The sequence below is a fragment of the Acidiphilium sp. PA genome (assembly GCF_026191915.1).
Classification (GTDB): Bacteria; Pseudomonadota; Alphaproteobacteria; order Acetobacterales; family Acetobacteraceae; genus Acidiphilium.
The window spans coordinates 24,684-49,337 of the sequence record NZ_JAIMBY010000021.1 but is presented as its reverse complement, the minus strand read 5'-3'; the positions used below and the strand labels follow the sequence as shown (position 1 = coordinate 49,337).

At 59.6% G+C, this 24,654-nt stretch carries 17 protein-coding genes and 1 pseudogene; 9 read left to right on the top strand and 9 right to left on the bottom strand.

Going from position 1 to position 24,654, the window contains the following annotated elements:
- Both AruPA_RS17815 and istB read left to right on the top strand, forming a co-directional pair.
- A partial coding sequence (locus AruPA_RS17815) for an ATP-binding protein (protein WP_265638104.1) occupies positions 1-258 on the top strand: 258 nt, incomplete at its 5' end.
- Between the two features lie 503 nt (positions 259-761).
- Positions 762-1,447, top strand: a pseudogene (gene istB / locus AruPA_RS17810) (IS21-like element helper ATPase IstB); the annotation flags it as partial.
- 364 nt (positions 1,448-1,811) lie between these two features.
- Here istB and AruPA_RS17805 read toward each other — a convergent pair.
- Both AruPA_RS17805 and AruPA_RS17800 read right to left on the bottom strand, forming a co-directional pair.
- A complete protein-coding gene (locus AruPA_RS17805; RefSeq protein WP_265638103.1) occupies positions 1,812-2,492 on the bottom strand; it encodes an SOS response-associated peptidase in 681 nt (226 codons plus the stop codon).
- A complete protein-coding gene (locus AruPA_RS17800) occupies positions 2,485-4,581 on the bottom strand; it encodes an ATP-dependent helicase (protein ID WP_265638102.1) in 2,097 nt (698 codons plus the stop codon). Before AruPA_RS17800 ends, AruPA_RS17805 begins: the two co-directional genes overlap by 8 nt.
- 359 nt (positions 4,582-4,940) lie before the next feature.
- On the opposite strand from AruPA_RS17800, the gene AruPA_RS17795 reads away from it, so the two are divergent.
- Genes AruPA_RS17795 through AruPA_RS17785 form a run of 3 tightly spaced genes read left to right on the top strand, consistent with a single transcriptional unit; the run spans position 4,941 to position 10,421 of the window.
- Positions 4,941-5,720, top strand: coding sequence for an ImuA family protein (locus AruPA_RS17795; RefSeq protein WP_265638101.1), 780 nt, complete (start codon positions 4,941-4,943; stop codon positions 5,718-5,720).
- Between the two features lie 7 nt (positions 5,721-5,727).
- Positions 5,728-7,158 (top strand): DNA polymerase Y family protein, encoded by a 1,431-nt coding sequence (locus tag AruPA_RS17790; protein WP_265638106.1) that lies wholly within the window; start codon positions 5,728-5,730, stop codon positions 7,156-7,158.
- Positions 7,155-10,421, top strand: coding sequence for an error-prone DNA polymerase (locus AruPA_RS17785; protein WP_265638099.1), 3,267 nt, complete (start codon positions 7,155-7,157; stop codon positions 10,419-10,421). The genes AruPA_RS17790 and AruPA_RS17785 overlap by 4 nt, the downstream gene beginning before the upstream one ends.
- A 465-nt stretch (positions 10,422-10,886) precedes the next feature.
- On the opposite strand, the gene AruPA_RS17780 is transcribed toward AruPA_RS17785, so the two are convergent.
- The 7 genes from AruPA_RS17780 to AruPA_RS17750 all read right to left on the bottom strand — a co-directional run bounded on the left by AruPA_RS17780 (position 10,887) and on the right by AruPA_RS17750 (position 16,229).
- A complete protein-coding gene (locus AruPA_RS17780) occupies positions 10,887-11,567 on the bottom strand; it encodes a hypothetical protein (RefSeq protein WP_265638098.1) in 681 nt (226 codons plus the stop codon).
- A gap of 15 nt (positions 11,568-11,582) precedes the next feature.
- Positions 11,583-12,347 carry a hypothetical protein gene (locus AruPA_RS17775; RefSeq protein WP_265638096.1) on the bottom strand — a complete coding sequence of 255 codons (765 nt, stop codon included), beginning with the start codon at positions 12,345-12,347 and terminating at the stop codon, positions 11,583-11,585.
- A 501-nt stretch (positions 12,348-12,848) separates the two neighbouring features.
- On the bottom strand, positions 12,849-13,742 hold the full coding sequence (locus tag AruPA_RS17770; RefSeq protein WP_265638095.1) for a DUF4238 domain-containing protein: 894 nt from the start codon (positions 13,740-13,742) through the stop codon (positions 12,849-12,851).
- Between the two features lie 231 nt (positions 13,743-13,973).
- On the bottom strand, positions 13,974-14,399 hold the full coding sequence (locus tag AruPA_RS17765; RefSeq protein ID WP_265638094.1) for a type II toxin-antitoxin system VapC family toxin: 426 nt from the start codon (positions 14,397-14,399) through the stop codon (positions 13,974-13,976).
- Positions 14,396-14,650 carry a FitA-like ribbon-helix-helix domain-containing protein gene (locus AruPA_RS17760; RefSeq protein WP_265638093.1) on the bottom strand — a complete coding sequence of 85 codons (255 nt, stop codon included), beginning with the start codon at positions 14,648-14,650 and terminating at the stop codon, positions 14,396-14,398. The genes AruPA_RS17765 and AruPA_RS17760 overlap by 4 nt, the downstream gene beginning before the upstream one ends.
- Before the next feature lie 194 nt (positions 14,651-14,844).
- Positions 14,845-15,477, bottom strand: a complete 633-nt coding sequence (locus AruPA_RS17755; RefSeq protein WP_265638091.1) for a tyrosine-type recombinase/integrase — start codon at positions 15,475-15,477, stop codon at positions 14,845-14,847.
- Between the two features lie 296 nt (positions 15,478-15,773).
- Positions 15,774-16,229, bottom strand: a complete 456-nt coding sequence (locus AruPA_RS17750) for a hypothetical protein (protein WP_265638090.1) — start codon at positions 16,227-16,229, stop codon at positions 15,774-15,776.
- A gap of 154 nt (positions 16,230-16,383) precedes the next feature.
- On the opposite strand from AruPA_RS17750, the gene AruPA_RS17745 reads away from it, so the two are divergent.
- The 4 genes from AruPA_RS17745 (at position 16,384) to AruPA_RS17730 (ending at position 24,649) form a co-directional block, all read left to right on the top strand.
- Positions 16,384-16,872, top strand: coding sequence for a hypothetical protein (locus AruPA_RS17745; RefSeq protein WP_265638089.1), 489 nt, complete (start codon positions 16,384-16,386; stop codon positions 16,870-16,872).
- 431 nt (positions 16,873-17,303) lie between these two features.
- Positions 17,304-21,830, top strand: a complete 4,527-nt coding sequence (locus AruPA_RS17740) for a hypothetical protein (RefSeq protein ID WP_265638088.1) — start codon at positions 17,304-17,306, stop codon at positions 21,828-21,830.
- Between the two features lie 369 nt (positions 21,831-22,199).
- Positions 22,200-22,517, top strand: a complete 318-nt coding sequence (locus AruPA_RS17735; RefSeq protein WP_265638087.1) for a hypothetical protein — start codon at positions 22,200-22,202, stop codon at positions 22,515-22,517.
- A gap of 326 nt (positions 22,518-22,843) precedes the next feature.
- On the top strand, positions 22,844-24,649 hold the full coding sequence (locus tag AruPA_RS17730; RefSeq protein ID WP_265638086.1) for an ATP-binding protein: 1,806 nt from the start codon (positions 22,844-22,846) through the stop codon (positions 24,647-24,649).
- Positions 24,650-24,654 lie beyond the last annotated feature (5 nt).

Genomic DNA, 24,654 nt, shown 5'->3' with positions numbered 1-24,654 from the left:
GTGGCCGCCTGCCGTCAGCGCCGGCGGGTGCGGTTCACCACGGCGACCGCGATGATCAACGAACTGGCTGAGGCGGCGCACGCCAACCAGCTCAGCCGCGCACTCGGCCGCTGGGAACGGCTCGACCTGATCTGCATCGACGAGCTCGGCTACGTGCCGCTGGCGGAGACCGCGTGCGAGTTGATGTTCCAGGTGATCGCCGACCGGGCGGAGAAGGCGGCGGTGATCGTCACCACCAACCTGCCGTTCTCCGAATGATCGCAGGTCATCCCCAATCCGCGCCTGTGCAAGGCGCTGATCGACCGCCTGACCGACCGTGCCCACATCATCACAACCGGCACGGACTCCTACCGCTTCCGCCGCACCACGGCGCAACGGACGGCCAGCAAATCATGAACAGGAAGGAGAAAAACAACCGCTGACAGGCAGTGCCGCCCCGCGGGGCGGCACTGCCTGTCCAACCCCCGGAGGTGGGCCAATATTCATCAGCACAAGTGGGCCAGAATCCATTGTCACAGCCACATCTGGCTCCCATCATCTAGCCGCTGGTCCCGGCGTCCTGTGAGCGAACATGGTGGGGTTGCACCGTTTGAGCTAGCGCGGCCAATCCCATGCGGCCAACTTATGACACCGCAACCTTAGGCGTTTTTGTGACACCCACAGCACGCTGAAGACGTCAATGGTTGGGAGGGCGTCGCGAAACGTCGAGGAGTAGAAGCGCCCATAGTAGCGCACCCAACCAAAGGAACGTTGGGGCCTGGGCGTTCACTGAACTGGACGCCAATCCCGAGCCCCCCGGCCTCAGCCACGGCGAGTGGCTTAGCCTGCTGCTGGACCGCGAGATCGCCGCCCGGTGCGATTAGCGTCTCACCACCAGGCTGCGTTATGCTCGGCTAGGCCACAACGCCACGATTGAGGACGTCGATTACCGGAATGTCCGCGGCCTTGATCGGGCGCTGTTCCAGAAGCTCATCCAGGGGCACTGGATCGACGCCCTCGATAATCTCGTGCTGAGCATTCCGACCGGTATGGGCAAATCGTGGTTGGCTTGCGCCGTCGGTCGTAAAGCTTGCCGCGATGATGGCCCGGCGCTCTATCAGCGCGCGCCAAGACTGTTCACCAAACTGGCGGTTGCTCGCGCCGAGGGACGCCACGGGCGGATGATCCGCACCTTTGGCGCCGTCAGCCTGCTGATCCTTGCCGACTTCGGCCTCGCACCGCTCGATGCAGGCGCGCCGCATGATCTGCTCGAGATCGTCGAAGAACGCTACGGGCGCCGCTCGACGATCGTAACCAGTCAAATCCCGCCGGCGCAATGGCACGAGGTGATTGGCGATCCACCTACGCGGACGCCATGCTCGACCGCCTGATCCACAACGCCCATCTGATCGAACTCAGCGGCGAAAGCCTGCGCCAGACCAAAAAGTCCAGCCAAAAAAACGCTTGACCTCAGGATAACAGGAGAGCAACGAAATCAGCAGCCACAGAGACCCTTACCCGGGCGAATAAATCTCGGAATTCCCGAGTGAATGAAGGTCGGATTGGGGGGCGAGTAAAAATCGGAATCACCGGGCAAGTTCTCTGGAATCCGTATCTCGGCCAAGGTTGTTTTGGTGGAGAGCTTCCACTTCGCGGTTTCCGCCTAGGTGAAGAAACCGTTGAGCCGTTCCGAGAGGACCGCACGATAGCGCCGGTGTTCGTCGGGCGGCATGAAGCAAGCTTTCCGCCACGGCAAATTGCACATCATTTCGTAAATGAAATAAAAGGACCATTGCCCTAGTGAGTAGGGCAATGGACTGGAGATCTTTTCACTACCCAGATGAAGTGGTGAAATATGGCGCACCGGGGTTCATCCCATCATGACGCTCACCCCTCGCCACAACGACGAGCTTGGGATCAGGCAAGGGCCGTTGCAGTCCCGCCGCCTCAGCCCACGGCGCCCGCATCCAGACGTCCATTTCCTCGGGGGTCGTCAGAATGACGGGCATGGCTTTCGGATGGATCGGGCGGACGATGCCGTTTGGTTCCGTCGTGAGAAACCCGAAGAGCCTATGCTCGCCCTCGACGGGGTTTGCCTTCGTGCCTCGTTTGCCGTGCCAGGCTGTCCAGAGACCGGCGAACGCGAAGAGCGGCCGGTTCTGGTCGAGCGCGAACCAGACCGGGGTTTTCTTCGGTTTGGTGTCCTCCCATTCGCTGAACGAGGTGGCGGGCACGAGGCACCGGTTCTGTGGCGGGAGCCAGCGCCGCCAGTGTGGGCTGGCCGTATTGCGGATATTGGTTACCGGCGCGCCGCCGAATTGCGGTGGGCCCGGCATACCCCACCGCATCATCGTCAGTTCGCGCTCGCCATCAGGTGAACTGCGAAGCACTGGGGCCAATGTATCGGGGAAGATAGCCGGGAGGGACGGTAGATTGCCCGTGGTGTCGAGCATGGCGCGGGTCAATTCGCGGATTGCCTGCTGGCCTTTCGTGACGCTGTAGAGGTTACACATTTTGCGCCCCCGAACGCCACATGCCGCGCATCCGCGCGCCGAGATCAATGCGTATCGCTGGGTTGATCGGTTGGGCGTTGGTGGCGCCAGCGACTGCAGGCGGCCAGTTCGTCATGTCGAACAGATGGACGATGGCGTTCGGTATGAACCGTGTGCGCGCGGCGTAGACATGCCGGTCACCATAAGCGGCCTGGCCATGCACGAAGAACCGCTGCGGGATCATCAGATGCAGATCATCCTTGGCACGCGTCATGGCGACATAAAGGAGACGGCGCTCCTCCTCGATCTCGTGCGATTGCCCAGTGCCCAGATCGGACGGCATGCACCCGTCAACCACGTTCAGGACGAAGACCGACCGGAACTCCTGCCCCTTGGCGGAATGGATGGTCGAGAGATTGAGGTAATCCTCGTCGAGGAGTGGTACCCCGGCCTGATCGCTGGTCGCGTCTGGTGGATCGAGCGTCAATTCAGTCAGGAAGCGTTCGCGTGAAGCATAGCCGCCAGCGATCTGCTCGAGTTGGATCAGATCGGCGAGCCGAACGCTGGCATCTTCATGCATGCGATCCAGGTGCGGCTCGTACCATCGGCGGATCAGCTCAAGTTCGCTTGGCCAGTTGGCGGCGCGTGACCGCAGCAACTGGATGGTTTCGATGAAACTTGTCCACGCGCCGCCGGCGCGCGCGGGTGCTGGCGCGTCACCGAGGGCACCGACCGGATCGGCGGCACCGATTATGTGATCCATCACTTTTGCGGCCGAGGTCGGACCGACACCAGGCAGCAATTGCATCACCCGGAAGCCAGCGACGCGGTCCCGGGGGTTCTCGACCCAGCGCAGAACCGCGATGACGTCCTTGATGTGGGCGGAGTCCAGAAACTTCAGGCCACCGAATTTGACGAACGGGATGTTTCGCCGGGTCAGTTCGACCTCGAGAGCGCCGCTGTGATGGGATGTGCGGAACAGAACGGCCTGCTGCTTGAGCGTAATACCCGCCTCGCGGTTCTCCAGCACCCGCTCGACGATGAAGCGGGCCTGATCGGCATCATCGCGGACATGGACGAGCTGCGGAAGAGTTTCGGTCGTCCGCTCGCTCCAAAGGTTTTTCGTGAACCGCTCCTTGGCGAGGCCAATGACCCCGTTTGCCGCGGCAAGGATCGCGGCGGTCGACCGGTAATTCCGCTCCAGCGTGATGATGTCAGCCGGGGGACTGAACGCTCCAGTAAAATCGAGAATGTTGCGCACGGTCGCACCGCGGAACGCGTAGATCGACTGCGCATCGTCGCCCACCACGGTTAGACCCCGACCGCCGGGTTTCAGTGCCAGCAGGATCGAGGATTGCAGCCTGTTCGTGTCCTGATACTCATCGACCAGGATGTGATCGAAACGGCCGCCGATCTCCCCGGCCAGAGCTGGTTCGCTGACCATCTGTGCCCAGTAGAGCAGCAGGTCATCGTAATCGAGCACGTTCTGCCGCTGCTTCGCCTCGACATAGGCGCCGAATAGCTGTTGCAGTTCAGCCTCCCAGGACGAGCACCAGGGAAAACTGGTGGGCAGCACCTCATCGAGTGACAATTCGGTGTTCACGCAGCGGGAATAGATCGAAAGGCAGGTGCCTTTGGTCGGGAACCGGCGTTCTGTCTTCGAAAAACCCAGCTCGTGCCGGGCGAGGTTCATCAGATCGGCGGAATCTTCACGGTCATGGATCGTGAACGCCGGATCCAATCCAATTTGTTCGGCGTAGTCCCGTAGCAGCCGAGCCCCGATGCCATGGAAGGTGCCGGCCCAGGTCAGGGCGTCCGTCATGGTCCCTGTTTTCCCGCCGAAGGCTTGAGCCGAGATGCGTTCGGCACGGCGGGTCATCTCGGCAGCGGCGCGGCGTGAGAAACTCATCAACAGGATGCGGCGTGGATCGACGCCGTTGACGATCAGATGGGCGACCCGATGCGCCAGCGTGTTGGTCTTGCCTGACCCCGCACCGGCGATCACCAACAGCGGCGCGCCGATATGCGTCGTCGTGGCGGGATCGATGCCATGGACGACCGCGCTTCGTTGCTCGTCATTGAGTTTATCCAGATAGGCCGCGGCGGTCACTTTCGGTCCCCTTACGGTGTCGAGACCGATTATCCGATTTTCCTGTTTTGTTCGCAAGTGTTAACACGCACTGAGCCGCCAGGAGCGTCCCCAGATGAGCACCGGCGACCTGCACACCGACACCCCTCAAAAAATTTGATCGAACCGCGCGATACAGAAAGGCGGGCGAGCGAACCGTTCATTGTCAACGAGATGCGCGCACGACCTCATTGGACGACTCAAGGCGATCGCGACCGCCATCCTTCATCATGGTGCGCGCGTCCGTTTTGCTCGCTTGACTCGCGATGAGTGATAAGAACAAATAACGAACATTAATCTCCCTCGAAAGGCTGATCCGCGACGTGCAACCACCGGCCACCATGAATGCGTTACGCGAGACAATCCGGCGGATCGAAGCCGGCAGGAAGCGCGCGTCGGCCATTCTGCCGTTCGGAGTGGCTGAACTCGACGGGCGGCTGCCCGGTGGCGGGCTGGCCATGGGCGCACTCCATGAGGTGGCGGGCGGCGGCAACGGCGCGATCGATGGTGCCGCGGCGGCATTGTTTGCGGCCGGGATCATGGCGCGCACCAAAGGGCCGGTATTGTGGTGCCTGACGCGACCGGATCTGTTCGCACCCGCCATCGCCCAGGCCGGTCTGTCGGCCGATCGGGTAATCTATGTCGAGGCGGGCGATGAAACATCGGTGCTGACCTGTTTTGAGGAGGGTTTGCGTCATGGTGGGTTGGGCGGTGTTGTCGCTGAGCTTGGCCGGCTTTCGATGACCCATTCACGGCGATTGCAATTGGCGGCGGAAAGTTCGGGCACGCCGGGGATCGCGCTGCGTCGCTGGCGGCGCCAGGCCGATGCCAGTGATTTCGGGCAACCGACCGCCGCAACCACGCGATGGCGGGTGAGCGTCCTGCCCTCGGCGCCATTGCCGGTGCCGGGGATCGGGCGGGCACGGTGGCATGTCGAGTTGATCCGGTGCCGCGCTGGCGAGAATGCCGATTTTGAAGTGGAGGCATGCGATGCCCAGGGTCGTCTCGCTGTTTCTGCCGAACTGGCCGATCGATCGATACAATCGGGAGCGGCGCGTCTCGGCTCGACCGCCCGGGCAGCCGGTACCGGAAGTCCCGGGTATCGCACCGCCGTCGCCTGAGACACCACTGATCCTCGCTGGTCGGGACCGCAATCGACGGATCGTTTTCGCAGTCAATGGTTTGGCGCAAGACCTTGGCCTGCGGATCGGCATGCCGGTGACCCAGGCACAGGCTCTGATCCCCGGCCTGACGGTCACGGACGCGGAACCGATGGCGGATATGGCAGGGCTCGAGCGCCTGGCGCTATGGGCGCTGCACCGCTACGCACCGATTGTCGCGGCCGATCCGCCGGATGGGTTGGTCATCGATGCGACCGGCGCAGCTCACCTCCTGGGCGGCGAGGCGCCGATGTTACACGACATAGTCGCCCGCTTGGGCGCTGTCGGCGTGGCCGCGCGCGCTGCGATGGCGGATAGCTGGGGAGCGGCGCATGCGCTGGCGCGGTTTGTCGCGAAGCCGATGTTCCTCGCACCGGCAGGCACGTCACGGGACATCCTGCTGACCTTGCCAATCGCCGCCCTGCGCCTGCCGGCAGAGATGATCGCCGGTTTGCGCCGGCTGGGGTTCGAACGGATCGGCGATCTGGCCGATCAACCGCGCGCGCCGCTCGCCCTGCGGTTCGGCCCGCAATTGCACCGCAGGCTCGATCAGGCGTTCGGTACATTGGCAGAGGCGATCGAAGCGGCGCGGCCGCCGGATTTGATCGAGGTACGCCGGAATTTCGCTGAACCGATCGGCGCGGCGGAAACCATTGCACGCTATACTGGCATCCTGGTCGCCGAACTCTGCACCATGCTGGAAGCCAAAGGGCTCGGCGCGCGACGACTCGATCTGGTGTTTCATCGGGTCGATGCGCAGTCCCAGGCGATCCGCGTCGGCACCGCGTTGCCGGTTCGGAATGTCAAACGCTTGACCCGACTGCTCTGCGACAAGATCGAGACGATCGATCCTGGCTTCGGGATCGAGATCATGACGCTCTGCGCCGCACGATCCGAACCGTTCGGGCCGAAGCAGTTGACGTCGCTACTTGCAGATGAGCCTGAGGCCGATATCTCGGATCTGATCGATACCATCGCCAACCGGGTTGGCGGCGACCGGCTCTATCGGTTTGCACCAGTAGCAAGCGATGTGCCGGAACGCTCCCTGAGCCGGATCGCGGCGACCGCGCCACCGACCAAAACCAATTGGCCGGACCATTGGCCCCGACCGACGCGCCTGCTGCCAAACCCCGAACCGATTGAGACCGTCGCGTTGCTGCCCGACCATCCGCCCGTCAACTTCACCTGGCGCGGCATTCGCCGCCGCGTCAAACGGGCCGACGGACCCGAGCGGGTATTTGGCGAATGGTGGAAACGCGACGCCGAGTTGATCGCGGTGCGGGATTACTTTCGGATCGAGGATGACGCTGGCGAGCGGTTCTGGGTATTCCGGGCGGGGGATGGCGAGGATACCGCCACCGGCTCGCATCGGTGGTTCCTGCACGGGATATTCGGATGAGCCCCGATGCCGCCTATGTCGAGCTGCAGTGCACCTCGCATTTCAGTTTCCTGCGCGGCGCGAGTTCCTGCGACGAGTTATTCGCCCAGGCGGCCCATCTCGGCCTCGCCGCCTTGGCGATCACCGATCGCAATAGCCTCGCCGGCATCGTGCGCGCCCATGTCGCGGCCAAGGCCAACGATATCCGCCTGATCGTCGGTTGCCGGCTCGACCTGACCGATGGCACATCGCTGCTGGTCTATCCTACCGACCGCCCGGCCTATTCCCGGCTTTGTCGCCTGTTGTCCCTGGGCAAACAACGGGGCGGCAAGGCGCAATGCCGCCTCGATTGGTCCGATCTGGTGGCCTATGCCGAGGGTCTGATCGGCGTACTCATCCCTGAAGAGGCCGACGACGCCTGCGTGCGCAATCTCCGCCGCCTGGCCCTGTCGTTCGGCGATCGCGCCTATCTGGCACTGACCCTGCGACGCCGGCCCAACGATGCACTGCGGTTGTTCGAACTGTCGAACCTGGCCGCGCGCGCAAAGGTGCCGACCGTGGTGACCAACGACGTGCTGTTCCACGCCAGGAACCGGCGCATCCTGCAGGATGTCGTTACCTGCATCCGTCACGGCTGCACGATCGATGAGGCCGGGTTTCGGCGGGAACGCCACGCCGATCGCTACCTGAAACCGCCGGCGGAGATGCACCGGCTGTTCAGTCGTTATCCCGAGGCGCTGGCCCGGACCATGGAGATTGCGGATCGGTGTCGGTTCTCGCTCGACGAACTGCGTTACCAATATCCCGATGAAAATGTGATCCCCGGCCGCACCGCACAGCAAGCTTTGGCGCAACTCACATGGGAAGGTGCCGCGCAACGCTACCCGGCCGGGGTGCCTGCCGAGGTCGTCACCATCCTCAAGCATGAACTCCGCCTGATCGAAACGCTCGACTACGCGCCGTATTTCCTGACGGTGAATTCAATCGTCCGCTTCGCTCGCAGCCGGGGCATTCTCTGCCAGGGGCGCGGCTCGGCGGCCAATAGCGCAGTCTGCTTCGTGCTCGGCATCACCTCGATCGATCCGGATCGCAACGACCTGCTGTTCGAACGCTTTATCTCCGAAGAACGGCGCGAACCGCCCGATATCGATGTCGATTTCGAGCACGAACGCCGCGAGATCGTCATGCAATGGGTGTTCGACACCTATGGCCGTGATCACGCCGCCCTCTGCTCCACCGTGATCCGGTATCGGACCAAGGGGGCGCTGCGCGACGTCGGCAAGGCGCTCGGCCTGCCGGAAGACCTAATCACCGCGCTGAACGCCCAAGTCTGGGGTTGGTCGGAAGACGGGATCGAACCCAAACACACCGCGGAACTGAACCTCAACCTCGAAGACCGTCGCCTGAAACTGGCCATCGATCTGGCGCGGGAGTTGATCGGCACACCGCGCCACCTCTCGCAGCATCCCGGCGGTTTCGTGCTGACCCGCGACCGGCTCGATGAGTTGGTCCCGATCGAACCCGCCGCGATGGACAACCGCCAGATCATCGAGTGGGACAAGGACGATATCGACGCGCTGAAATTCATGAAGGTCGATTGCCTGGCGCTGGGCATGCTCTCCTGCATGAAGCGCGGGTTCGACCTGCTGGCGCAGCACAAGGGGATCGAACTCGACCTCGCCACCATCCCCGCCGAAGATCCGCGCACCTACGCGATGATCCGTCGCGCCGATACGCTGGGGACGTTCCAGATCGAAAGCCGCGCGCAGATGGTGATGCTGCCGCGGATGAAGCCGCGCACCTTCTACGACCTGGTCATCGAAGTTGCGATCGTCCGACCCGGGCCGATCCAGGGCGACATGGTGCATCCGTATCTGCGCCGGCGCGAGGGTAAGGAGGCGGTGGTCTATCCCAAGCCGGAGCTTGAAAGAGTGCTCGGCAAAACCCTCGGCGTGCCGCTGTTTCAGGAACAGGCAATGCGCGTGGCGATCGAGTGCGCCGGCTTCACCGCGACCGAGGCGGATCAGCTACGCCGCTCGATGGCGACGTTCAAATTCACCGGCAGTGTGTCGCATTTCCGTGACAAGCTGGTGAGCGGCATGGTCGCCAACGGCTACGAACAAGCGTTTGCCGAGCGCACCTTCTCGCAACTCGAAGGCTTCGGCAGCTACGGTTTCCCGGAATCCCACGCCGCCTCCTTCGCGCTGATCGCCTATGCATCCTCCTGGCTGAAATGCCACCACCCGGACGTGTTCTGCGCTGCCCTGCTGAATGCCCAGCCGATGGGGTTCTACGCGCCGGCGCAGATTGTGCGCGATGCCCGGGACCATGGTGTCGAGATCAGACCGGTCTGCGTCAACGCCTCACGCTGGGACTGCACGCTCGAGCCCACCCATGACGAAAGCCGATTTGCCGTCCGTCTTGGCCTGCGCATGGTGAAGGGGATCGCCAACTCTCACGTTGCGACACTGATTGCGTCCCGCGCCAACCACTCCTTCACCTCGGTCGATGATCTCTGGCGACGCGCTGGCATCCCGACGGCTGCGCTGGTGCAGATGGCCGAGGCGGATGCGTTTCTGCCATCGTTGAAACTCGCGCGGCGCGATGCCCTGTGGGCGATCAAGGCATTGCGCGACGAGGCGTTGCCTTTGTTCGCAGCCGTTGCCAATCGCACGGAACAGCCGGTTTCGGAACTCCAGGAACCGGTAGTCGCCTTGAAACCACTGACCGGGGGTGGCGAGGTGGTCGAGGATTACACCCATCTGGGCCTATCCCTGCGCTCCCACCCGGTGGCCTACCTGCGCGACGAATTGCGGTGCCAGAAAATCACCCCCTGTGACCAACTCATGTCCGCCCGAGACGGCAAATTCCTGGAAACCGCCGGCATCGTACTGGTCCGCCAGCGGCCGGGTTCGGCCAAGGGCGTCATGTTCATCACCATCGAAGATGAAACCGGCATCGCCAATCTCGTCATCTGGCCGAATCTCTACGAAAAACAGCGGCGCATCATTCTGTCATCTGGCATGATCGCGGTTTACGGGCAGGTGCAGCGCGAGGGCGAGGTCGTCCATCTCATCGCCCATCGCCTGGCCGATATGTCGGCCGCGCTCGCGAGCATCGGCGGTCGCGACGCGGTATTTCCGATATCGCGTGGACACGGCGATGGCGCGAAATCCGGTGGAGGTCCCGATCCGCGCGAGACGCTCGGTCGGGCGCCGCGCGATATCTTTGTTCCAGATCGGCATATCGATGGAATCAAGGTGAAGACGCGGGATTTTAGGTGAGTGTGTACGCGCTTTCGCTAGACAATCTGACGGATGCAGGCACCCGAAAGGCCTGACCACTTGGGCCGATAGATACAATTCATGATGGGATAGGCGTGGTAGCGCTCACCGAAGATGCCATGATAGGTAAATTCAAGGGTCGGCACTGAAAATTAAGAAAAATAGGCATGGTCCGCCTTACGGCTTTTGGCCGGAAGCGGACGGGCGGCTTTTGATCAGAAGTCCGAAAAGCGGACATTTGCTCGTCGAGTTTCCGATGGCTTCGCTACGCCCTGCCCATCCTCCTTGCTATTATCTTTTGATCGCCGAACGCGCTGCTACCGTTGAATCCACCGCAGAACATGACCCGGCGGAGGACTGGCTTACAAGGGAGGAGCAGGTGTCGACCGCCCTGGCAACTGCCATTTCTAAAACTATCAGCAAATCTTACTCAATCCGCACCAGCTTAAAGAACTCTCAGGAGCGTCAGTCACGGTGCTGGTGCTGCCATTCCCTTTTCGCGTCCTCTAAATCACCAAACCAGGCCTCGATACCTTCTAGATAGTCAGCAAGCTTTTCCATGGCGACGGCCAAGATTCTCACGTTCACCAATCGAAGGTCAGGGCTTAGCGACGGTTTGCTCGCAACGGGTCTCCCGCCTTTTCTCGCCGCCGTTGTGGCGTAACGAAAACGTTGGCCGTCGGGATCATGTTCATGGATTTGCTTGATATAGGATTCCACACCCTCCATATCGGCTGCGGGGAAAGGGGTGTTGCCTGCCCGTTCACAAACCGGATCGAGAAACGGCTTAACCATCTGCCATAGCTCCCAAAGATCATGACGTCCCAAGGTCTTCGACTCAGGTTCTGATATTGTCCGATCCAGCAAGCGCGAAGCCGATTTCATTATCGCCTTAAGTACGAGTTCGGTGTTATGGCGGTAAAGATAAACAATCGGATATATCAGTTTATCTTGGTCACTTCCGGAATCGCACACCTTTTCGGCCAAATAGAGAGCTGCGCGGCGAAACCCATCGCTATAAGCCCAGTCGGCATCCCATTGAGCGATACAGGCGTTTGTTTGTGATTCAGCGCCAGGGCCAAAAAGGATATCTCCCTTAAAAGGCGCTGGAAGTGAACCAACGACTGACTCCTCATCGTCGCTCATGGAAGTCTCTGTCCCTTAAAACGGTATCTCGTCGTCAAGATCAGAACTGTTCGATGGCGTTTTCCATGGCCCGTCCACGGGTGCCGCTATCTGTTTTGGGGGCGATTCTAGCCGCTTGGCAGGGCCGGTTAATCGCATGACCGCATTTTCCGTCGCGTTAGCCTCATGTAGCAACCCGGCAATGGAATCTATCCATTTTCGGATCGGGCGGAGCTTTTGCTCAACCTTCCCGGCCACACCTGCGGCCTCGATCATCAAAGCGCCGAACGCCTCGAATTTGGTACGGTCGCGATCCACTTCTGCGGCAAAAGCATTCAGTTTATTCATGAGGGCTTCTTTCCGCGCCATCGGTACCGAAACCCCCTCAATCGTCAGCTTGATCTTGTTTATAAGTTCCCGAATTCTGTCACGGGTGCTGGATTCAAGATGGACGGACGCTTTCCGTAATATCTGGGAATGACGTACTTTGATGATGGTGATAGCCCCGTCGATGTCAAATTTTATTTGCTTGAAGTTCTTCTCATCATTGGCCGCCGCCGGATTATTTATCCAATAGCTGAGTATTGGAAGCTCAAGTGCGGTAACTGTCGCAAGAACACCATTGATATAGGTTTGCATAAAATGGTTGTAAGAATCCCAATAACCGTCCCTATTCTGCTCCTGTAATTCTCCGAGTTGCTGGTCGAGAGGCTTCCGAAATGACCTTTCGAAATGCAGAAATGCCAACTCAGGATCATCCGGTCGATTGAGAAATTCATTCCCTATGAGGTCATCAGACATTCGTTCGCGGACTTTCCTCTAATTGTGAAATGGTGCTTTGGCTGACATTATAGCTTCTGGCGACTTCTCGCACGGCCTCACCTGTACGACCTTGGTCAAGGCGGCGGTCGCCGTCACGCCCTGGCCGTACGTGGAGACCCGCGCATAGCCGTAAATCATGCCATTCTAATGCACCGGACATCTGCACCAGAAAAGCCCGAATCGAGACAGAGCAGGGGGTCTGATGCATAATTCTCGATTTATGTTCCAAGGACGATGTCCGCTCCCGGGATCGGCCAGGATATCCAGCAGCGCCCGATATGAAGCGCACACCGGCCAAATTGTGCGCGGGTCCACCCGAAGTCCAAGCCTGCCATCCCCCCCTCCGAAGAGTTCGGCGTTTAAACCCGAGCATCCTGCGCGGATTCGTCCAGCTTGCGGCGGCCCTTACCCAATGATGCGCTGCGGATGTTGGCGCGGGGCGAGAGGGTAGATGAGCGAGACCGGGCGGGCGGCTCGTCGTCATTCCTGCGTCTCCAGGGGTGTCGACCGTAGCTTCTGGCCTATCCGCTTCGAAACAAAGCAGACCTGATGCGGATCAGTTCCCCATACGAACTTATGGGACTGTCGTGCAATGAGATCGTTCAGATGCTCGGCAATTCGGTGCCCCCTTCTGTCACACTCGGCATGCAAGTGATGCATCATTTCAGAGGTCCGTGTCGCGACAAATATCGCGTTGGGTGATATGGGCATCATGAGGTGGCAGTCGGCTTTTTCTAAACCATTGGTCATCACCAGAGGGCGGTCAGACGTGAGCAGCGGATACCTTAGGGTGTGAAAAGTAACCACGCTCCAAAACATGCTGACCAAGAATTGTCCAACATTTTGGCTGTCCATCACCTGCTGCAAAAGCATCAGTGTGGCTTGTTGCACGTCGCGCCGCGGTACCGCCGTGACGTATTCCTCGAACGTGGGTGGATCACTTTCTCGGCGCGCCAGATCCCAGGCGGCTTTGAAATTCGATAGCGCAGATGGCAGTTCCCTGGCGACCTTGTTGCGAAGGCGTTGAATCGATTCGGGATTACGATGAAGGAGGGTCATTATGTAGCGCGACCATGCGACTCGAAGCTCGGGTCTGAGGTTCGTATCTTGCATTAGAAGCCGTTGCAGTGCGTCATTCGCCGTATCATCAGCCCGACCGAGAAACACATCTTCGAGAAAATTTCGTGCTTCGTCATCGAGTCCGCTGAAGGTATAAAGCCCCCGCTGGTATCCCGTGCCCCCCGGGTATGTGGGCCGGGCCACGACGCCCTGGTAGCGCCTGCAATATTCGTAAAGGCGGCCGTTTACGCTGGGGTTGCTCCAACGTTTTAAATAAAATTCCGGGATATAGTGGTGCTTCTGGCCTGTGTTCACGGGATCTTTTACATTAGAGCACCGATCCGGCTTCATAGGGACAGTTTGGCCGAATCCAGTGTTGAACGAGCCCCACGGTGGTAAGACCCAAGCCATATTTCGGGCCGGTTCCGCTGGCAAGGTATGGGCATGGTTGCCAATGGGTGCCGTACCATGACCGTTTTAAGTCCGCTTCGGAGCACTTCCTAATCCGAGAGCAATGTCCGATTTGAAGCGCGAAGCCGCCGGGCTTTACGTCACCGCCGCCCACGGGTTGATTACCGGGATTCCAGCAGCATGAAACGGCGCGACATCGCGCGAGGCCACGGATAAGCCTCGTGCTGCGGCAATCGCCGCAATGTAGCCATCGGCCATATTGATCGCCTGTCCCGCGGTTTTTGCCTTCGACATGAGTTCAGCATAGGCGCGAGACGCCTCCAGATCGAACGGCAGAACACGCCGCGCGAACACCGGCAGCAGTTCCTCTTCCAGGCGCTCATTGAGAACTTTGCGGCGCTTTCCTGCTGCCAACGCGGCAATTCCAAGACGCAGTTCGGCCACCGTGACAGCCGACAAATACAGCGTTTCGACGGCTTGTGCATCGATCCAGGCCACGACGTGCGGATCGGGCTGCGGCTTCCAAGGCTCCGAGACCAGGTTCGTATCGAGAAGGATCATTCGAAGGTCATAGGCGCCGCTGGTGTTTGATCGCGGTTCTGCCGGATGGACTCGACATCCTCATTTGTAAGGCCGGCTTCCCGGCCGATGGCGGCTAGCAGCGAGCCGAGCCTGATGCGGCCCTCGGGTCTTGCGGCTTTCTCCAGGATGTCGCGGATCTCGGCCTCTGTGCTTCGGCCGTGCTCGGCCGCGCGCACTCGCAGCGCCCGATGCGTTTCGGCAGGCAGGTTTCGTATTGTCAAAGCGGTCATCACGGCACCTCATTTCGATTGCAAGCAATGAAGTCACTTATAAGCCTATGATATCACATATTCAAGGTGGTGACCGGCGGATCGTGCGGCAGTGAATGGCCGTTCTCGAGAGATCAGGCCGCTACTCTGAACGACCATAATGAGTGAATACTCAGGAGCGGCCCCTTGACGATTGGGTCAAGGGGCCAAAATCCTCACACCTCTGTGCCTTCTGCGAGTGCGAGCGCATCCTCGACATCGACGCCCAGATACCGAACCGTGCTTTCAAGTTTGGTGTGGCCGAGCAAAATCTGCACAGCCCGCAGGTTGCCGGTTTGTTTGTAAATAATCGATGCCTTGGTACGACGTAGCGAGTGAGTGCCGTAGTCCTGCCTGAGCAATCCAATCCCAGTTACCCACTCATCAACAAGTCGAGCATATTGCCGAGTGCTTACATGATGGGCGTGGTCGATCCGGCTCGGAAACACGAAATCATCCACCGTTCCTCCGCGGCATTCAAGCCAAGCCAGAATGCTGGCCCTGGCAGGCTCCAGAAGTTCAAATTGGACGGGCCTGCCGGTCTTCTGTTGGATAACGATCGCTCGCGAGCGAACCCGACCACCACTGACCAGGTCGCCAATTTTCATTTTCACGATGTCACAGCCTCGCAGCTTGCTGTCGATTGCCAAATCGAACATCGCCCGATCGCGCAACCGGCGTTCGCTGTTCAGCCAGAACCGGATGGCCCAAACCTGCTGAAGTTTTAATCCCCGTTTGGCACCGACTAGTCGCCCTGCATTCCATGGCCGCTTGTCTTTGCCACCCGGATCATACTCTGAATGTCCCATTTTTTTCTCCTTTCCTCCGGCCGTTTATCGGTCGGTGTGTGAAAAAAAGGGCTAAAGTTCATCTTGGGAAATGGGCCGTAAGTGGCCTGACCGCATTATGGCGGGCACCCAAGAAAAGCGGCCATTCCCGTGTAGCCCTGAGCCTGCCAGTCGCGGGCCGAATGAGCCGATCCTCCTGGACACAGATACTCACCGGGCATCGTTAACGATACGCATTGCGTTCCGGCGGGCCATTTGGAGCCCGAACAGCCAATCCAGGCCAGAGCGTTCACCCGGCCTGCGCCTGACAGCCGCGCTTACGCACCCATTGCCAATGGGAACTCGCGCCTCATCCAGGCATGAAATTCCGTGCCATTTCCCCGCATCAGGAGAACTGGCACATCGAATTGCTGCCCAGTCTCCAGATGGTAGGCCATCAGGGCAGCCAGATGATGGCGCCCCTCGCTGACGCTCACTGTGTTTTCCAAAAAAAGGAGGTAGATTGGAAAAATCTGGATTGTGCAGACGTTCTTCGAGGCAGCCTGGAATCGTCTGAGTGAGGTTTGGCTGCGACACTCATTCGGCGCTTCGCCAGCGCCGGTATGATACCGGCCCTGCGCATCAACCCAAGAGCACCCGTCCCGTTTGGCAAAAGTTGTCACCGCTTCATACAAAGCCTGCACCGGAATTTCTGTGGGGGAATAGAGCCGCGCGTCAGACGGGTTAGAATTGAAAATTACCACATGCATTTCCTGTTTGCCGAATTGGCCCAAGCGGGCGAGAGGCGATTCGTGAAGCCGCCCGAACTTGATCAGGCACGCCTATACCTCGATTTGAGAACTCGGCCAGATATCATTTCATGAGGAGATTGTCTATGTATGATATGTCTCGTTTCGATCTCTACTTCATCCTCAAACGGAGTGCCCCATGCCACCATCACCGGCTTGCTTTAAATCAGTTCATAGCTACCGTGACGAACTGGTAAATGTTGGCTGGATCAAAATTGGCCAGGGAGCGGGCGGGACCGTTCATGGTAAGACAGGCCAAGATATTGTCGTGAAGGTGTCCGAGGCAGATGCTGGGTATCTAGCCTTTGTCAAATTTGTTTCCGCTAATGCCTCTGCCTGCCTTCCTAGATTAAATCTGATACGCGATGATCAAAATTGGGCTGTAACCCATATAGAGAGGTTGAATCCTCTAAGTTCTACGGGGGCCGCTAAGGTCGCGGCTTGGTGGTGTAACTATATGGCAGCAATAAAATCAAATATGGCACTACCGGAACCAGTAGAGTGGTCCACAATGGCCGAAGCCCTTCGGAGTATGGCCATTACTAACAAATGGGGCTTCGATATGAAGGAAGCAAACGCCATGGAGCGGCCCGATGGCACGATCGTATTTACAGATCCACTCTATTAGTCCGGGCGTATCCTCCCCTTGGTTGCGCGCCATGGGACGTCCGGTTTCGATAAGTAAACCGCTCCGACGGAGCGAGTAATATGGGAGCATTGAGTGATTGCGCGGAATAGGACTATAATCCTATGTTGACGCTTCCACCCGGCGCGTCGCGCTGTCTAATTATGTAGACAAAGCAGCCGGAAGCAGATGAGCAGGTCTGGAGCAGTAAATCCAAGAAAGCTGCCGACTGAGTTGACCTAGCCTCGGCCGAAGATAATTCGCGCAAATCATCATGACCGCGATATTGACATCGCCGTCGATCAGACGCGCTCGGTCATGCTGGTGGATGGGGGCTGAACTTCAGCTTTTTCCGCTTATCCATGGTTGTAATCATGCCTCCATGATAATTTAAGCACTCCCTACGACAGACTTTCAGTTTCCGGAGGTGGTGTATGGTCCAGAGAGGCGGGCCGGCGGCGATTAACGGCTTCTTGTACCAGATCCTAAGCCATCTCGGCTGGCTGGCGTCGGTCCGCATCACGGGCCGGATCTCCACGACGGATCTGCCTGACGAGGCGTGCATAATCCTTGAGCCGAAGGATGGCGGGGATGCCCGCCTTGAAGGCCATGGAGTGTATCTCGTCGAACAGTATAAGGTTCGACCCGACAGCACTTGGGCCGTCCGGGCTATTGTCGAGGACGTGCTGCCGGACCTGCGCACGGCCGTGCCTGAACCGCCTTTGACAAACGGGAGATACCGCTTCGTCACGGATGGCCGGAAGGGACGGCTCACGACCTTCGAGGCCTTTCTCGAAGCGGTACGGGGGATCAGCGATCCGGCCGACCTTGATGCGACCGAACCTCATCACTTCGGTGAGAACCTGCCTAACACTTTCCGCGAGCTTTTCGATCACATTGTCAAAGTGACAAGGCGCGTCTCCGAACGTGAGCGCAAGGATGAAACGGCAACAGTTCTCGATCTTCTGAAAAAATTCGAGATGGAGTTCGATGCCTCGCCCGACCGTTGCTCCGATTTGATCGAGACGATGATCCGGCCGATTTGCGCGAATCTGGGTGACGAGGTCGCCAAGCGGCAGCAACTTGTCGGCATGCTGATGGAACGGTTGAGCACGGGGGAAAAGTACCTTTCCGCAGCGGACATTGATGAGCTGCTCCGTGGTGCGGGCCTTGATCCCGATCGCTTGCGCAATCTTGCGAAACTCAACCAAACTCTTGCCTCTGTGCTCGATGACAAACTCGGGGGAATACACTACCGGGCGGACATGGATGTTCGCGAGCCTGCTGAATGGCCGACTGATGCCCCCGTACTCCTCATCGCCGGCGAAAGCGGTGAGGGCAAGACATGGCAGCTTGCGAAACTGGCTCAAACCCAAGCCGATGCCCGTCAACCCATCGTTTGGGTTTCCCCAGGGAGGGACGCGGAAACCACACTAGCCAGAGCCATACGAGTCGTGTGGCAGGAGGGGTTGGGAGCCACCGACGAAAAGTCGCCAGGCGCATTGACATCACATTACTGTGCCATGGCCCCAGATGCGCCATTGCCGTGGCTGACCATCGCAGTCGATGACGTGCAGGATGTGGACTTGGCTCGTGACCTCATTACCCAGCCATGGAAACGCTGGGGGATGCGTCTCGTGATGTCGGTGCCCGCTTCGGTCGCCTCGATGGCACAGAACGCCGTGAGCGACGTCAGGGTCCATCGCGTCTGTTGGTTTTCCGTGTCGGAAATTAACGACTTTCTCGCCCGTAAAGGCCGCAACTGGGGAGAATTACCGAGCGATCTCCAGCAGTTACTCCGCACTCCAATCCTCGCCGGCCTATACCTGCAGCTCCCCTACGACACGTTCAGGACAGCACCAAACTGTGAATACGAAATTTTCGACGCCTTCTGGAGACGGATGCAGTTTAGGACCAAGGCTGGGGACGACGGCATCCTGATAGCCATCGCGATCCGGGTTCTGGAAGGTGCCTCCTATCCTGTCGAGAGGAATCACTGGCGGGAGGTCAGTCTCGATCCGGACGCCGTTGAACGCCTGCGTGCCTCGGGATGGCTGAACTGCCTGCCCGGCGGCCTAACCAGTTTCGCGCATGATCGTTTGCTCAACTGGGCCGTGGCGGTATTCCTTGCGCAGCAGATGTCGGCCGGCAAGCTCACGGCCGAGCAAATGGTGGAAACCCTGCTGAAGTGCGTCGATGGGTTTTCCAACAACTTCGCCAAGCGTCTCGGTTATGTGCCCATGGATTTGCTGTGGCTGTTGGCCGGCAATGGGACAAGGGCCGATGTTCTTGCCGATCTCATTGCTCGTCTGGAGGCAAGTCCGCACTACGGTAGTTACGGCCAGGATCTGTATACACATCTGTTGCCAACGCTCGGTGAACGGGTGGTGGATGCTCTGAAGGTTCGTTTCGACCAGTTGCCTGCGCGGGATTATCGGGTCAAGCTCGTTACCCACGCTCTCTCAGTGATCGCAACGCAGGACGGTGTGGACCTGTCGTCTTTGGCTGAGCAACTGTTGCGGTCTCCGTCTGCGGAACGGCAATCTGTCGGTATTTCCCTGGTGACTGCGAAGTCCTCAGCGCGTTTCCTCGACCGCCTGTGGGAACTGCACCAAGAAAGGTGTGAAGTGCTAGATTGCACGCATCAAGAGTTGGAGAATTGTCGCTGGAACCACCGAGACTATGACGCCAGCTTTGCTGCCCTGCGCGCTGCGGTTCAGGCTGACCCGGGATGGCTTCGGCAGCGGATAAGGAATGCTGACCCGAAGCAGGAGCGGGTCAATCAACTCGCCTACCTCCTCAACAATCTCGACTACTCGGCCGCTCGCGACATCTGGTTTGATGTCAAGGATGACTTGATAACGAAGGTTCCGCCTGGTCGCCCGCGCAGTCTGATCTACTGCGTCGGGCGGTTCGGTGATCTGTCGCTGATGGATTTTCTTCTATCCTGCCTTACTCGGCAGGAGGATTGGGCAAACAGCGCCGCCCTCTCGAACCTCGTCCGATTGGCCCCCGAGCAGGCAATCGAGAAACTGCCAGAGATCTACCATCCGGAGTTGGCGAGCTCGCGAAACTGGTGGCTGCCGCAGATGCTCAACGCGCGGCCGGATGAAACACACCGGAAGCTGCTGGCTATGGCACACACTGAGGCCCGTGGTACGCACATCATCGACGAATTGTTCACGGATCGAGCGGATCAACTCGACGTATCCATGCTACGCTTCCGTTTACGAGCGCTGGAGGTTGAACTGAAGGGGGGGGCAGCTTCTGCGCGAGAGGGCCATCCCTGGCTGACCTTCCCACTTAGGCTTCTGAACCGCATCTCCCGACCGGATCTACTGGCTGTCCTGCGAGAGGAAGCTGGTGGCCAATTAGAGCATATGGTCGAAGAAGTCGCATGCGCTCGAGTTAAGCATTCTAAGAACCACTTAGATCACGTATTGGAGCCGTGCAGACAGTTCCTTATCAATGTCGGCGGCATTGGGATTACACGGCTGGTGAACCATGAACTGCGTTCCGCCGATTATTGGGGGCGTCTGGGCGGACTAGAATGGGCAATCGTTTCTCCTGACCGGGAAACTATCGACCTTCTGCGAGCCATCGGCCGCCGGCCGGTGACGTTTGACGGCAAGGGGACCCCGAACTCAAACGAATGGCAGGAGCGCTATAAGGCGACCATCGCCCTCGCCGCGGCGGGCTCCGATGAGGGGGTGGTGGAGTCAATCTGGGGTGACGGGCCGGAGGCAGTGGCGGCTGACTTGGAAGAACTTAGGGCGGAGTCTGGGCCTATGAGCAAGGCCCAGACCAGCCACGCGTTCGAAGTTCTCTCCGCTCCTGAAGCGGAGGAAGAGGGTTTGCTCAAGGCACTGACGGTCGCATGGCTGAGCAGGGACACTGAATTCATTTTGCCTGTCCGGCAGATCCTTTCCACTTTCCCGCCCGACAGCCGAATTGTAGGCATGGCATGCATCGCCCTTCACCGGTTGGGAGACAAGTCGTCCGATTTTCGGCAACAGGCTCTTCTCTTATTGCGGACTGAAAAGAATGGCCGTTGGGCTTTGGATGCGCTTTTGTCCATGGGCGACGCGGCTGTACCCGACCTTGCAGCACATCTCCGTGACTTGCCGTTCGAGAAGTGGACCAACCTTGAGATCGCTCTGGTCGCGGAGTTTCATCATCATGAGGAAACCCGTGCGGATGCCATCCAATGGGCCGTTCGGTTGTGCAAGGAACGTCCTCGCAATTGTCCATTGCTGGAAATCGCAGCCGAGTCTGGCGATGGTGAAATTCGGGAACTGATCATCCAGCAAGCTTTTCACGAGAATGGTATCGTCGTGGGCGAGAAGACACAGGCGATCAATGCACTAGCCAAATTCGACATCGAACGCGCCGCTCAGGCGGCCGAACGGCAGCTTCGTATCACACGAAATGAGTTGCGGCCACTGGCCCAGTTGCTGGCCCGGCTCTCGCCCCATGACGCATCATCGCGTCTGATCGGCATCGCTCAGCAACGTCAAGACAGCCTGGCGGCGGTCGGTCATGCCTTGCGGAGGCTGGGCGCGGAACAGGTGGACAGGACGTTGGCAACTTGCATGACCGATCCGTCCCGGGCCATTCGCGCGATCGGAGCCGAGTTGGCAGGCTGGCTGCCGCCCGGCCGTCTGGACGCTGCAATCGAATCCATGTTGAGGGATGAAACAGAGGACAATCCTCGGCGGGTCGCTCTGGAGGCGTTAGATCGCAAAAATCAGCAGACGGTCGCGCTGGACTTGCTCAGGTCCTTCGAGACAGCGCCCAACGACCGACGCTGGTCGATTCTGCTCGCCCTATTGCAGATGGCCGCCCCCCATCTTTTGACAGATCGCGACGACGCCCTTTGGATTGCCCCAGCGCTAGACAAGGCTCCCCACATCTTTCGGCGTCACGCCGAGGGGGCACTGAAAAAGCGAAAATCCTCTTAATCTTCGCCAACAACAAGCGGCGGCGCAGATGCTCATCGCAATGTCCGCTGTTTGAGGCCGGCATGTATCTCCGGAATGGCCGACATGAAGCGCAAAGCTGCCGTTTGGCGGTACCTACAGACGGCTGACTATGACATTGCCAACCACCTATCCTACGCCCTATGTCATGCCAGTATCAGTTAATTGTCCGAATTTACTGCTTTGGCTGGTCGGCTCGGAAAGAATTTATGTACGTCCATATCTGACGTATAAGCATGCTATAAAAATTCTCATGAGAAATTAGCCCGCCGCATCGTTGATCCAGAAGGAAACCCGGCTGATTGCCGTGACAGGATTTCTCTGTCCGCAGCACGGGAGCAGGAGAAGACGATGTTCAAATCCTATGCCCCTTTTCTGATCCAATTTTCACCGGAGGCTTACGCCATGCTTGGTTGCTCCGTGTCCTCCGTCGCGCCCACTATATTTCGCACTGTGGCGTCGGCGCCGGGTGGCTTCAATCTCGCCTATGTGCCGGTTCACCTCGACTCGGGCGATTATGCTGCGTCGGCGCGGATCATGCCAACTGACACGATCATTACCGAGGTCGATATAGCGCCGACGGCGTCAACCCCCCGAGTAATAAAGGGGGCTGCGTTGCGCAGTGCTACCGCGATTCCGGTCGCACGGGCCGGGAGGGTTGCGCGGTGAGCTTGGGATTCAACGACATGCCACATTGGCAACTATTGGCCGAGACAGGAAAGATAGCGGATGCTGCCACAGGCGGCATCGATGCCCATGGCCTTCTCGTTTATGCACGCAACATTCTCAGGGCCGTCGAACCCGCGTCGGACGAAGCGCAAGTGCTTGTGGGATGGCTGGCACGCAACCGCCAAAAACTTGGATTGCATGACGGGCTGTTCACGGCGAACGATCAGGAACGGGGCGACCGGCGAGGCAAGAACCGGCCGATTGGCAAGGTCCGATGGGCTGCGTTCGACCAGGCATTGCACCAGCGACCCCGAGACGGGGACGACGTGGCAGCTGCGGCGCCAGACTCTCGTGATGCGGGGTTTGATGCGGTTGCGGCAGCGCTCGGCTTGCAGAGTGTGGATGCCGCCTTGTTCCGCCTGATCGTGCTGTACCGGCTGGACAACCGCTTTGAGCGGCTATTCGACGGCCTGGCTTCGGCACGCGGCCGGGCGACGACGCTGCGGCGCTATCCTGATCTGTTTGCCCTGCTGATCGGGGGTGAAGCAGCCACGATTAACGCGCGGTTCCGTGCCGACGCACCGTTGTTAGCCTCCGGGGCGATCATGGTGGACAATGAAGGCTATATCCAGATCAGCACGCGGTTGGTCGCACTGATCGAGGCCTGCTCGGTGGGGGATGCCGATGTGCGGACCGAGTTGTTGGGCGCACCTGTTCCGGCGAAACTCCCTTGGGTTGCCTTCCGGCATCTCGGCGCGGAAATCGAAATCGCACGACAGATCTTGCGCGTGTCGGTCGCCTCGGGCCGCGAACAGGGCATCCATATCCTGCTGTATGGCCCTCCGGGTACGGGTAAAACCGAATGTGCCGCAAGTCTGGCGGCGGAGCTTGGGTTGAAACTTCACGTGATTGGTGAGCGCAGCGACAGGGGCCGAGAGCCCTCGCGCGGTGAGCGCCTGTCGGACTTGTTGCTCGCGCAACGGATCGGCGTGAATAACGAGACGTTGTATCTATTCGATGAGGCGGAGGATCTATTCCGTCCGCGCACGAGCGACCGCGAACCGGACCCGAAAATATTCGTACACCGGCTACTCGAGACCTCGAAAGTACCGATGATCTGGGCAGCGAACGATCTCGATGCGTTTTCCTCCGCCGTGTTGCGGCGGATGAGCCTGTGCATCGAGGTGCGGTTGCCGCCGCAGGATCGACGGGCGGAGCTGTGGCAGGAACTCGCGGTAGCGGAAGATGTAACGCTCGATGCGCCGACCGCACACAAACTCGCGCGGCTGATCCCATCCGCTCCCTCAATTGCACGAACCGCACTGCGCGCAACGCGATTGGTGGGGGGCGATGGGGAAACCGTCGCACTGGTGGCGTCCGGGATGGCGCGGGCGATGGGGCATGGTTCGGTCGCAGCACCCGAAGCCGAGGTGGAGACGCTTTATGATCCGGCGTTGAGCCATGCCGACGGTGATCTGGCGGCGATCGCGGCGCGACTGGCACGGCCGGATGCGTCGCGCACAATTTCGCTGCTGCTGTCCGGCCCGCCCGGGACCGGTAAGAGCGCGTTCGCCAGGCATCTGGCGCGGCGGATGGGGATGAACGTATTGCAGAAGCGGGGATCGGATCTGTTTGGGCCATACGTCGGCCAGACCGAGGCGAAGATTGCGGCGGCGTTTGCCGAGGCGCGGGCGACCAATGCGTTCCTGATTTTCGATGAAGCAGATTCGCTGCTGATGGATCGGTCCAGTGCGCACCAATCGTGGGAGGTGAGCCAGGTGAACGAGATGCTGACTTGGATGGAGAGCCATCCGTTACCCTTCGTATGCACAACGAATTTGCCGGACCTTTTGGATAAGGCAAGTCTGCGGCGGTTTCTGGTGCGGCTGAATTTTCATCCGCTTCGGGCGGATCAGGCCACAACGCTGTATCGTCGAACCTTCTCCGGCGAGCCGCCGGCGGGGCTGGTCCGGCTCGACCGACTGACGCCGGCCGATTTTAGCAGGGTGGCCCGGCGGATTGCCGTGCTCGGTTTGGCCGAGGACGCAGACGCCATTCTTGATCTGTTCACTGCGGAGGTCGAGGGCCGCGAAGGTAGCGCGCGCCCGATCGGGTTCGGGGTAAGGCGATAACAACA

Excerpts from the sequence above, each read along its gene's own strand:
- AruPA_RS17805 (WP_265638103.1), bottom strand. The coding sequence starts at position 2,492 with ATGTGTAACCTCTACAGCGTCACGAAAGGCCAGCAGGCAATCCGCGAA.
- AruPA_RS17795 (WP_265638101.1), top strand. The coding sequence starts at position 4,941 with ATGAATGCGTTACGCGAGACAATCCGGCGGATCGAAGCCGGCAGGAAG.
- AruPA_RS17785 (WP_265638099.1), top strand. The coding sequence starts at position 7,155 with ATGAGCCCCGATGCCGCCTATGTCGAGCTGCAGTGCACCTCGCATTTC.
- AruPA_RS17780 (WP_265638098.1), bottom strand. The coding sequence starts at position 11,567 with ATGAGCGACGATGAGGAGTCAGTCGTTGGTTCACTTCCAGCGCCTTTT.
- AruPA_RS17775 (WP_265638096.1), bottom strand. The coding sequence starts at position 12,347 with ATGTCTGATGACCTCATAGGGAATGAATTTCTCAATCGACCGGATGAT.
- AruPA_RS17765 (WP_265638094.1), bottom strand. The coding sequence starts at position 14,399 with ATGATCCTTCTCGATACGAACCTGGTCTCGGAGCCTTGGAAGCCGCAG.
- AruPA_RS17760 (WP_265638093.1), bottom strand. The coding sequence starts at position 14,650 with ATGACCGCTTTGACAATACGAAACCTGCCTGCCGAAACGCATCGGGCG.
- AruPA_RS17755 (WP_265638091.1), bottom strand. The coding sequence starts at position 15,477 with ATGGGACATTCAGAGTATGATCCGGGTGGCAAAGACAAGCGGCCATGG.
- AruPA_RS17745 (WP_265638089.1), top strand. The coding sequence starts at position 16,384 with ATGCCACCATCACCGGCTTGCTTTAAATCAGTTCATAGCTACCGTGAC.
- AruPA_RS17740 (WP_265638088.1), top strand. The coding sequence starts at position 17,304 with ATGGTCCAGAGAGGCGGGCCGGCGGCGATTAACGGCTTCTTGTACCAG.
- AruPA_RS17735 (WP_265638087.1), top strand. The coding sequence starts at position 22,200 with ATGTTCAAATCCTATGCCCCTTTTCTGATCCAATTTTCACCGGAGGCT.